The following is an 11,208-nucleotide window of genomic DNA, read 5'->3' on the forward strand; positions in this document are numbered from 1 at the left end:
GTCAGCCCACAACTCGCATAAACTCGCACAAATCAGGTCTGGACAAACAAAAAAGGCACATCAAATGATGCGCCCTTGTACTTTCCGGCTTCCCTGAAACGGGAAAGCAATCAGTTTACTGCGTCTTTCAGCGCTTTACCTGCACGGAAACCCGGCACTTTAGCAGCAGCAATGGTGATCTCTTTACCGGTCTGAGGGTTGCGGCCAGTACGGGCAGCACGCTCTTTAACAGCAAAAGTACCGAAACCTACCAGTGCAACGTCGTCCCCAGCCTGCAGAGATTCAGTAACAGAAGCAATTAAAGCATCTAACGCACGTCCAGCTGCAGCTTTAGAAATATCAGCACCCGCAGCAATTTTGTCAATCAGTTGAGATTTATTCACTGTTCTCTTCCTCTCTTTATAATTTATATCGCGCCTGAATCCTTCACAACGCGACCGCGCAGCAGTTATATCAGGCCTGCCATGACCTTACAACACCCGTTGTTGATGGCTGACCTAATCAGCAATCTAAATTAGCTATACAAAAAAAGGCTGGCAAGTGCGAAATGACTTACCAGCCTTGTTTTTATTGACGCTCTTTGCGCGAGGTCACTATTTTGCGGTTACAACCTGCATTCCGGAGGGTTCATTCTGCAATGCGAGACTGAGAACTTCCTCAATTCGCTTCACAGGATGGATCTGCAGGTCGGCAATCACGTTGTCTGGAATCTCTTCCAGATCGCGTTTGTTTTCGTAAGGGATCAATACGGTTTTGATCCCACCGCGGTGTGCCGCCAGCAGTTTTTCTTTTAAACCACCAATCGGCAGAACCTGACCACGCAGCGTGATTTCACCGGTCATTGCCACATCGGCACGCACCGGGTTCCCTGTCAGGCAGGAAACCAGAGCGGTACACATGGCAATACCCGCGCTTGGACCGTCTTTCGGCGTCGCCCCTTCCGGAACGTGCACGTGGATGTCGCGTTTTTCGTAGAAATCCGCGTTGATACCCAATTTCTCCGCGCGCGCGCGCACCACGGTCAGCGCCGCCTGGATGGATTCCTGCATCACTTCACCCAGCGAGCCGGTGTAGGTCAGCTTGCCTTTGCCCGGCACGCAGGCGGTTTCGATGGTCAGCAGATCGCCGCCCACTTCCGTCCATGCCAGGCCGGTCACCTGACCAACGCGGTTTTCGTTGTCAGCGCGACCGTAGTCAAAGCGCTGAACGCCCAGGTACGCATGCAGATTGTCGCCGTTAATCACAATGTGTTTCAGGCTCTTATCCAGCAGCAGCTGTTTCACCGCTTTACGGCACAGTTTAGAGATTTCACGCTCAAGGCTACGCACGCCCGCTTCACGGGTGTAGTAGCGAATGATGCCGATAATCGCGCTGTCCTCGACGGTCAGCTCGTTGGCTTTCAGCGCGTTTCGCTCAATCTGTTTCGGCAGCAGGTGCTGCTTAGCGATGTTCAGCTTCTCATCTTCGGTATAACCGGAGAGACGGATCACTTCCATACGGTCCAGCAGCGGGGCCGGAATGTTCATGGAGTTGGAGGTCGCCACGAACATCACATCGCTCAGGTCGTAGTCCACTTCCAGGTAGTGATCGCTGAACGCCACGTTCTGTTCTGGATCAAGCACTTCCAGCAGCGCAGACGCAGGGTCGCCACGCATGTCCGACGACATCTTGTCGATCTCATCGAGCAGGAACAGCGGGTTTTTAACGCCCACTTTCGCCATCTTCTGGATCAGTTTACCCGGCATAGAACCGATGTAGGTACGGCGGTGACCGCGGATTTCCGCTTCATCGCGTACGCCACCCAGCGCCATACGGATATACTTACGTCCGGTCGCTTTAGCGATGGACTGACCCAGAGAGGTTTTACCCACCCCCGGCGGTCCAACCAGACACAGAATTGGGCCCTTGATTTTGTTTACACGGCTTTGTACCGCGAGGTACTCAAGAATGCGGTCTTTCACGCGTTCCAGACCGTAGTGGTCGGTATCCAGGATTTCCTGCGCCTGACGCAGGTCTTTTTTGACCTTGCTGCGGGCGTTCCACGGAACCTGCACCATCCACTCAATGTAGCCGCGTACAACGGTCGCTTCAGCCGACATTGGAGACATCATTTTCAGCTTCTGCAGTTCTGCCTCAGCCTTCTCTTTCGCCTCTTTCGGCATCTTCGCCGCGTCGATCTTACGCTTCAGCGCTTCGTTTTCGTCCGGCGCGTCGTCCATCTCGCCCAGTTCTTTCTGAATGGCCTTCATTTGCTCATTCAGATAGTACTCGCGCTGAGATTTCTCCATCTGCTTTTTCACGCGGTTGCGAATGCGCTTCTCAACCTGCAGCAGATCGATTTCAGACTCCATCATCGCCATCAGGTATTCCAGACGTTCGTTGACGTCGGACATTTCCAGCACGGACTGTTTGTCAGCCAGCTTCAGCGGCATGTGTGCAGCGATGGTGTCAGCCAGACGCGCAGGATCGTCGATGCTGTTCAGCGACGTCAGCACTTCTGGTGGAATTTTCTTGTTCAGCTTGATATAGCCTTCAAACTGGCTAATCGCGGTGCGAACCAGCACTTCCTGTTCACGCTCATCAAGCTCAGGCGAATCAAGGTACTCGGCCTTTGCAGAGAAGTGCTCGCCGTCATCTGACAGAGTGGTAATACGCGCACGCTGCAGGCCTTCTACCAGCACCTTCACGGTGCCGTCAGGCAGCTTCAGCATCTGCAAAATAGAGGCCACGGTCCCGACGGTGAAAAGATCGTTTACACCCGGCTCATCCGTTGATGCTTCTTTCTGCGCCACCAGCATGATTTTTTTATCATGATCCATGGCGGCTTCGAGGCAACGGATAGATTTTTCCCGCCCTACAAATAAGGGTATGACCATGTGCGGATAAACCACCACATCGCGCAACGGCAATACGGGGATTTCAATGCGTTCAGAACGCTCAGGATTCATAGAGCTCTCTCTTAGTTAGTGTCCGCCAGGTAAGCTGGTCATGTTACTGTGCTTCACATAACCATTAACATGTATCCAGTATATGGGGATGTTTCCCACACATTCAACGCTATGAATACGGAAAAAGTAAAGGGGAGATAAAATCCCCCCTTTTTGATTAACTGCTTGTATGATTTGGTTAATTATTCGCCAGATGCCTGCTGTGCTTCCGGTTTGCCGTAAATCAGCAGCGGCTTGGTTTGGCCGCTAATCACGGACTCGTCAATCACCACTTTCTCAACGTCTTCCATCGACGGCAGATCGTACATGGTATCGAGCAGTGCCGCTTCAACAATTGAACGCAGACCACGCGCACCGGTTTTACGGACCATCGCTTTCTTGGCAATAGCATCCAGCGCTTCGTCGCGGAATTCCAGATCAACGCCTTCCAGATTGAACAGCGCCTGATACTGCTTGGTCAGCGCATTTTTCGGCTCTTTCAGGATCTGGATCAGCGCGTCTTCGCTCAGCTCATTCAGCGTTGCCACAACCGGCAGACGGCCGATGAATTCAGGGATCAGACCGAATTTGATCAGATCTTCCGGTTCAACCTGAGACAGCAGTTCGCCTTCGTTTGGTTTTTCGGACGTCGATTTCACCGTTGCGCCAAAACCAATGCCGGAGCCGGTTTCAACACGGTGGGAGATGACTTTGTCCAGGCCAGCAAACGCGCCACCACAGATGAACAGGATCTTGGAGGTATCAACCTGCAGGAACTCCTGCTGCGGATGTTTACGACCACCCTGCGGCGGAACGGCGGCAACCGTACCTTCGATTAGCTTCAGCAGTGCCTGCTGTACGCCTTCACCCGATACGTCACGGGTAATGGACGGGTTGTCAGATTTACGGGAGATCTTGTCGATCTCATCGATGTAAACAATCCCGCGCTGGGCTTTCTGTACGTCGTAATCGCACTTCTGCAGCAGTTTCTGGATGATGTTTTCGACGTCCTCACCCACATAACCGGCCTCGGTCAGGGTGGTGGCATCCGCCATCGTGAACGGAACATCAAGCAGGCGCGCCAGGGTTTCAGCCAGCAGCGTTTTACCGGAACCGGTTGGGCCGATCAGCAGAATGTTACTTTTACCCAGTTCTACGCCATTGCTGGTGTCGCCGTTACGCAGACGTTTGTAGTGGTTATAGACCGCTACCGCCAGCACTTTCTTGGCCTGCTCCTGTCCGATGACGTAGTCGTCAAGGTGATGACGAATTTCATGCGGCGTTGGAAGCGCGCTGCGCTCACGGTGCGGTGCGACTTCTTTAATCTCTTCGCGAATGATGTCGTTACATAAATCGACGCATTCGTCGCAGATATACACGGACGGCCCGGCAATCAGTTTACGCACTTCATGCTGGCTTTTGCCGCAAAAAGAGCAGTACAGCAGTTTGCCCGAACCATCTTTGCGTTTATCTGTCATGAGTCCAAACCTCTTTTTAAGTTCTTTGTGCCGCACATGACGACGCAAATGCCATTCTAAGACGCAAGCTGCAATCAGCAGCGTGCCGCCCTACCTTAGTATAGCGGCACACTCGCGTCGCGGGCATCAATTACGATGGGTCAACACGGAGTCGACTAAGCCGTACTCAACTGCCTCTGGAGCAGAGAGGAAGCGATCGCGCTCGGTATCGCGCTCGATCTGCTCGAGTGGTTGACCCGTATGCTGCGCCATAAGTTCATTCATGCGCGCTTTTACTTTCAGAATTTCACGGGCGTGGATTTCGATATCCGTCGCCTGCCCCTGGTAACCGCCCAGCGGCTGGTGAATCATCACGCGGGAATTTGGCAAGCAGAAACGCTTACCTTTCGCCCCTGCTGTTAACAGGAACGCGCCCATCGATGCAGCCTGACCCATACAGATAGTGCTTACATCAGGCTTGATGAATTGCATGGTGTCATAAATGGACATACCTGCTGTAATCACGCCACCAGGGGAGTTAATGTACAGGTAAATGTCTTTTTCCGGGTTTTCCGCTTCCAGAAACAGCATCTGCGCCACGATCAGGTTAGCCATGTGGTCTTCCACCTGGCCGGTCAGAAAGATAACGCGTTCCTTGAGCAGACGGGAATAGATATCAAAAGAACGCTCACCACGTGAGGTCTGTTCAATAACCATTGGCACCAGAGCCATATGGGGTGCAAAGTTATCTCGTTCGCCACTGTATGACATTTCCGTCTCCTGGATCAAAATTGAAAACACCTGCTGTACTGATTGTAACCTTACGGACGGATTATCAGCCAGTCTCATTCATCATGATTACGTACTTATGGGGTTCACAGTGCCCTATTTCAAGCATAACAACCTTTTGTTGTTACGCTAACACCGAAAGGGCGTTTTAGCACTCTTCCTGGGCTATCGCTGCGATAAAAAAAACCCGCTGCCGCAAGGCAACGGGTTTTCTGTTCAAACTTTAAACCGTTGGGGCGAAATTACGCCTGCTGGTTCATCAGTTCGTTGAAAGAGGTCGCTTTTTCGGTCACTTTCGCTTTCGCCAGTACCGCTTCAACAGCCTGCTCTTCCAGGGCAACGTTGCGCATGTTGTCCATCAGCTCTTTGTTCTTACCGTAGAACTCGATCACTTCTGATGGATCTTCGTATGCAGAAGCCATCTCTTCGATCAGGCCTTTCACACGCTCTTCGTCAGCTTTCAGCTCATGGGTACGAATCACTTCGCCCAGCAGCAGGCCAACAACAACGCGGCGTTTCGCTTGCTCTTCGAACAGCTCGCGTGGCAGTTCCATCGCTTGCTGCTGGTTGCCACCGAAACGCTGTGCAGCCTGACGGCGCAGAACGTCGATTTCGCTGTCGATCAGGGCAGCAGGAACGTCGATTTCGTTGGCTTTCACCAGACCTTCGATCGCCTGAGATTTAACACGGTTACGCACCGCGCCGTTCAGTTCGCGTTCCATGTTCTTACGCACTTCGGTACGCAGACCCGCTACGGAACCATCTTCCACGCCGAAACGCTTGATGAATTCTTCAGTCAGTTCTGGCAGTTCGCGCTCTTCAACTTTCTTCAGGTTGATAGCGAACTTCGCTGCTTTCCCTTTCAGGTTTTCAGCGTGGTATTCTTCCGGGAAGGTCACGTCGATAGTGAACTCTTCGCCAGCCTTATGGCCTTTGATACCGTCTTCGAAGCCTGGGATCATACGACCCTGGCCCATTGCCAGTACGAAGTCAGACGCTTTGCCGCCTTCGAACTCTTCGCCGTCTACAGAACCGGTGAAGTCGATGGTGACACGGTCTTCAGCGTCAACAGCACCTTCTTTCTCTTTCCAGTTCGCCTGCTGCTTGCGCAGGGTATCCAGCATGCCGTCAACGTCTTCGTCAGTCACGGAAACAACTGGTTTTTCAACTTCGATAGATTCCAGACCTTTCAGCTCAACTTCCGGGTACACTTCGAACTCTACGGAGTAGGTGAAGTCTTCGCCCAGTTTGTATTCGCCTGGAACGTAGTTCGGCGCACCGGCCGGATTGATTTTTTCTTTGATGATCGCATCAATAAAGTTACGGCTCATCAGTTCACCCAGCACATCCTGACGCACGGAAGCGCCATAACGCTGAGCAACAACATTCATTGGTACTTTGCCCTTGCGGAAGCCGTCAATACGTACTTTTTTTGCTACGTTGACCAGCTCGCTTTTCACAGCAGTTTCGATGCTGTCAGCAGCGATAGTAATCGTTACACGGCGGCCAAGGCCTTGAGTGGTTTCAACTGAAACTTGCATCTTGTTACCTCAAAAAAATCACAGTGCTCGGTCAACTCTGAATCTGTCTGTTATACCGGGATGCTCTCTTAGTGCAGATTCACATTCCCTGTCGCCAGAATCATCCCGAAGACATTCAATAAGACGCGGCATTATAGCGGCATCATTTAGGTGAGTCGAGAACGGTTGGGGCATGTTGCTGCGGCTTTTTTCACACTTTAAGGCTATTTTTAGCCTTAAAATCGCACCATCCGCTCAAAACTCAAACAAAACAAAACGGCCCGAAGGCCGTTTTGAGGAAATCTGTAAGCAACATACTGGAAAAGCTCCAGCCGTTGCAAATCCGATTTATCAGGCGATAGTGCCTGCACCGCGACAGGGCGGCGATGCGAAAACCGTATCCTGCAGGCCTTCCCATTCCTTAATGGTGTAGGTATGCAGTGCCAGAGCATGCACGGTCGTGGAGAGTTCTTCCGTCAAGGTGCTGTAGATCAAGCGGTGTCGATTCAGGAAACGTTCTCCCGTGAAGCGATCGCTAACCAGAACCACTTTAAAGTGGCTTTCAGAACCTGCCGGCACGTTATGACGATAGCTTTCGTCGACGACTTCGAGGAACACAGGGTTGAACGCTGCCCTTAATTTATCTTCTATATGCTCACGTATCATCATGAAATTACTCCTCCGACAACGCCAGGATGTCACCCATCCCTTTAAATGTTAGCCGCTTTTACCGTTTCCATTACACCTTGACAACAAATATTTAGCTTTCGTCTGATTTTCTCATTCAAACGAATGAAGTTCACTGTGAGACTCATACGTTTTGTCATACACGGATTGGGAAAAAGGGTGTTCTGGTCAGTTTTCGGACAAGGCGATGAATTTACATGCGTTGACCACTTCCCCTCGCCGTTGGCGATGTTATGATGGCGGCAATTTTTCTCTTAATATGCTTACGATTCGTTGAGAACCCGAAAATGTTAAAAAAACTCTTCTTTCCGTTGGTAGCCCTTTTTATGCTGGCAGGCTGTGCTACCCCGCCTACCACCATTGATGTCTCACCAAAAATCACCCTGCCTCAGCAGGACCCAAGCCTGATGGGCGTCACCGTGAGCATTAACGGTGCCGATCAGCGTCAGGATCAGGCGCTGGCTAAAGTGACCCGCGATAACCAGCAGGTTACTCTCACCGCGTCCCGCGACTTGCGCTTCCTGCTCCAGGAAGTGCTGGAGAAACAGATGACCGCTCGCGGCTACATGATTGGCCCAAGCGGCGCGGTCGATCTGCAGATCATCGTGAACAACCTGTACGCTGACGTGTCTCAGGGCAACGTGCGCTACAACATCGCGACCAAAGCGGATATCGCCATCATTGCCACCGCGAAGAATGGCAACAAGATGACCAAAAACTACCGCGCCAGCTACTCTGTTGAAGGTGCCTTCCAGGCTTCTAACCAGAACATTGCTAACGCCGTGAACAGCGTACTGACCGACACCATCGCCGATATGGCGCAGGACACCAGCATTCACGACTTCATCAAGCAAAACGCGCGTTAATCCCGCTCTCTGACCCGGTGTATCACCGGGTCAGTTTTATAAGAACATGTCCAGCCACTACTTACGCATTTTCCAGCAACCGAAATCAGCGATTCTGCTGATCCTCGGCTTCGCCTCGGGTTTACCCCTCGCGCTCACTTCCGGCACGCTACAGGCGTGGATGACGGTTGAGAACATCGATCTTAAAACCATTGGTTTCTTCTCGCTTGTCGGCCAGGCCTATGTCTTTAAGTTCCTGTGGTCTCCGGTTATGGATCGCTACACGCCGCCTTTCCTCGGACGTCGACGCGGCTGGCTAGTGATGACGCAGATCCTGCTGCTGCTGGCTATTGCGGCGATGGGATTTCTTGAACCCACCACCCAGCTTCGCTGGATGGCCGCGCTTGCAGTGGTGATTGCCTTCTGTTCCGCCTCTCAGGATATCGTGTTCGACGCCTGGAAGACGGACGTGTTACCTGCGGAAGAGCGCGGCGCCGGTGCGGCAATCAGCGTGCTGGGCTATCGCCTCGGGATGCTGGTCTCCGGCGGGCTGGCGCTGTGGCTCGCCGACCGTTACCTCGGCTGGCAGGGCATGTACTGGCTGATGGCCGCTCTGCTGATCCCCTGCATTATCGCGACGCTGTTCGCGCCCGAACCGAGTGACGTCATCCCGGTTCCCCGCTCGCTGGAGCAGGCCGTCGCCGAACCGCTCCGTGACTTCTTTGGCCGCAACAACGCCTGGCTGATCCTGCTGCTTATCGTCCTTTATAAGCTGGGCGATGCCTTTGCCATGAGCCTGACCACCACCTTCCTTATCAGGGGCGTCGGTTTTGACGCCGGTGAAGTGGGCGTGGTGAATAAAACGCTGGGGCTGTTTGCGACCATCGTCGGGGCATTGTATGGCGGCGTGCTGATGCAGCGCCTGACGCTGTTCCGCGCGCTGCTGATTTTCGGCATCCTTCAGGGCGCCTCTAACGCAGGCTACTGGCTGCTGTCGATTACCGACAAACATACGATCAGCATGGCCGCAGCGGTGTTCTTCGAAAACCTCTGCGGCGGCATGGGAACCGCGGCGTTTGTTGCCCTGCTGATGACCCTGTGCAACAAGTCGTTTTCCGCTACCCAGTTCGCGCTGCTCTCGGCGCTCTCCGCCGTTGGTCGGGTGTACGTTGGCCCGATTGCCGGCTGGTTCGTGGAAGCCCACGGCTGGCCAACATTTTATCTCTTCTCGGTCGTGGCTGCCGTGCCGGGAATTTTATTGCTGCTGGTCTGCCGTCAGACGCTGGAATATACCCAGCGGACAGAACATTTTATGCCGCGCACCGAATATCGCCGCACCTACCGTTTTGCGCTACGTCTGTTAATGGCGGGCTGCATCGCTCTGGCGCTCTGGCTTGTGGTGCTTATTATCAATGCCAGCACCTCTCTGGTACTCCCTTTCGAAGCCCTTCTGCTGGACGCAGGCGCCCTGCTGGCTATCGCCGGGATCCTGATCGGAGGTCTGCTTGATTTCATGGCGTTGCGTAAAACGCAGATGACCTGAAGAAAAATGCGAAAGGTTATTTCCCGTTGTAATCACTAACTGAAATTATAACGGTGAAATAGCCGCCAACCGCAAAAAAAATATTTGTTGATTTGTGCGGGATAGGATTTGGAAATTATTGGCTCCCATTCCAAAACGCTATTTTTCATTAAACGATTCAGCATACGAGAGTTTGATTTTTCGTTTTTTAGATGTCTTTTTATTGATAATTAATTGTTAATTTTTTGTTTATTTTTAACAATGGTTATACCAATTGCCCCTTTTAGGGTATGCTTGGGGGTCCTTTCGTTATAAAGCCCATGCCGTGCGGCTTCGGTCATAAAAACCGACATAATTTGCAACACTTGTGACACGTGCGGCAGAACCCGGTAACACCTTCCTGACACAGGCCTAATGATGTTTACAGTAATGTAACCTTCCCGTAAAATGCCCGCACACTTTAAACGCCACCAGACTCCGTGGAATTGAGGTCGTTAAATGAGACTCGGGAAATACAATAAAAGTTTGGGATGGTTGTCATTATTCGCGGGCACTGTATTACTCAGTGGCTGCGATTCTGCACTACTAGACCCCAAAGGACAGATTGGACTGGAACAACGTTCACTGATATTGACGGCTTTTGGCCTGATGTTGATTGTGGTTATTCCTGCCATTTTGATGGCTGTTGGTTTCGCCTGGAAGTATCGTGCGAGCAATAAAGATGCGAAGTATAGCCCTAACTGGTCACACTCCAATAAAGTGGAAGCTGTGGTCTGGACGGTTCCTATTCTGATCATCCTGTTCCTTGCCGTACTGACCTGGAAAACCACTCACGCACTTGAGCCAAGCAAACCGCTGGTTCACGATGAGAAACCTATTACCATTGAAGTGGTCTCCATGGACTGGAAATGGTTCTTCATCTATCCAGAGCAGGGGATTGCTACCGTGAATGAAATCGCCTTCCCGGCGAACACTCCGGTTCAGTTCAAAGTGACCTCCAACTCCGTAATGAACTCCTTCTTCATCCCACGTCTGGGTAGCCAGATTTACGCGATGGCCGGTATGCAGACCAACCTGCACCTGATCGCGAATGAAGCAGGCACCTATGATGGTATCTCCGCCAGCTATAGCGGCCCGGGCTTCTCAGGTATGAAGTTCAAAGCTATTGCGACGCCAGACCGTGCCGCTTTCGACCAGTGGGTTGAAAAAGCGAAGCAGTCTCCAAACACCATGTCTGACATGGCGGCGTTCGAAAAAGTGGCTGCACCAAGCGAATACAACAAGGTGGAGTACTTCTCTAATGTGAAACCAGATTTGTTCAAAGACGTTATTGGCAAATTTATGGATCACGGCAAGAGCATGGACATGACCCAGCCTGAAGGCGAGCACAGCGCGCACGAAGGTATGGAAGGCATGGACATGAGCCACGCGGAAACCGCTCACTAAGGGGCCGAGGAAGAA

Annotated in this window: 9 protein-coding genes; 3 read left to right on the forward strand and 6 right to left on the reverse strand. The window is 52.2% G+C overall.

Annotated features, from left to right (window positions below; all coding sequences use genetic code 11):
- Positions 1–110: 110 nt before the first annotated feature.
- From hupB to bolA, 6 genes are all read right to left on the reverse strand, one after another.
- The gene (hupB, locus tag INF68_RS10505) at positions 111–383 is read right to left on the reverse strand and encodes a nucleoid-associated protein HU-beta (protein WP_002444653.1); all 273 of its coding nucleotides are present in this window, start codon (positions 381–383) and stop codon (positions 111–113) included.
- Between the two features lie 210 nt (positions 384–593).
- Positions 594–2,948, reverse strand: coding sequence for an endopeptidase La (gene lon / locus INF68_RS10510; RefSeq protein ID WP_047742685.1), 2,355 nt, complete (start codon positions 2,946–2,948; stop codon positions 594–596).
- A 182-nt stretch (positions 2,949–3,130) separates the two neighbouring features.
- Positions 3,131–4,405: an ATP-dependent protease ATP-binding subunit ClpX gene (clpX, locus tag INF68_RS10515; protein WP_023310570.1), complete on the reverse strand. Its 1,275-nt coding sequence runs from the start codon at positions 4,403–4,405 to the stop codon at positions 3,131–3,133.
- A 126-nt stretch (positions 4,406–4,531) separates the two neighbouring features.
- Positions 4,532–5,155, reverse strand: a complete 624-nt coding sequence (clpP, locus tag INF68_RS10520; RefSeq protein WP_010428105.1) for an ATP-dependent Clp endopeptidase proteolytic subunit ClpP — start codon at positions 5,153–5,155, stop codon at positions 4,532–4,534.
- Between the two features lie 260 nt (positions 5,156–5,415).
- Complete coding sequence (gene tig, locus INF68_RS10525) at positions 5,416–6,714, reverse strand: trigger factor (protein WP_023310569.1); 1,299 nt, start codon at positions 6,712–6,714, stop codon at positions 5,416–5,418.
- 330 nt (positions 6,715–7,044) lie between these two features.
- Positions 7,045–7,362 carry a transcriptional regulator BolA gene (bolA, locus tag INF68_RS10530; RefSeq protein ID WP_021241655.1) on the reverse strand — a complete coding sequence of 106 codons (318 nt, stop codon included), beginning with the start codon at positions 7,360–7,362 and terminating at the stop codon, positions 7,045–7,047.
- A 305-nt stretch (positions 7,363–7,667) separates the two neighbouring features.
- Here bolA and INF68_RS10535 point away from each other — a divergent pair, with 305 nt between their 5' ends.
- The 3 genes from INF68_RS10535 to cyoA all read left to right on the forward strand — a co-directional run bounded on the left by INF68_RS10535 (position 7,668) and on the right by cyoA (position 11,193).
- Complete coding sequence (locus INF68_RS10535; RefSeq protein ID WP_023310568.1) at positions 7,668–8,246, forward strand: lipoprotein; 579 nt, start codon at positions 7,668–7,670, stop codon at positions 8,244–8,246.
- Positions 8,247–8,292: 46 nt separating this feature from the next.
- Positions 8,293–9,768, forward strand: coding sequence for a muropeptide MFS transporter AmpG (gene ampG, locus INF68_RS10540; RefSeq protein WP_126786035.1), 1,476 nt, complete (start codon positions 8,293–8,295; stop codon positions 9,766–9,768).
- Positions 9,769–10,245: 477 nt separating this feature from the next.
- The gene (gene cyoA / locus INF68_RS10545; protein WP_014882770.1) at positions 10,246–11,193 is read left to right on the forward strand and encodes a cytochrome o ubiquinol oxidase subunit II; all 948 of its coding nucleotides are present in this window, start codon (positions 10,246–10,248) and stop codon (positions 11,191–11,193) included.
- The last annotated feature ends 15 nt before the right edge of the window (positions 11,194–11,208 follow it).

The sequence above is a fragment of the Enterobacter cloacae complex sp. P16RS2 genome, from assembly GCF_014982155.1.
In the GTDB taxonomy this organism is placed as follows: Bacteria; Pseudomonadota; Gammaproteobacteria; order Enterobacterales; family Enterobacteriaceae; genus Enterobacter; species Enterobacter cloacae_M.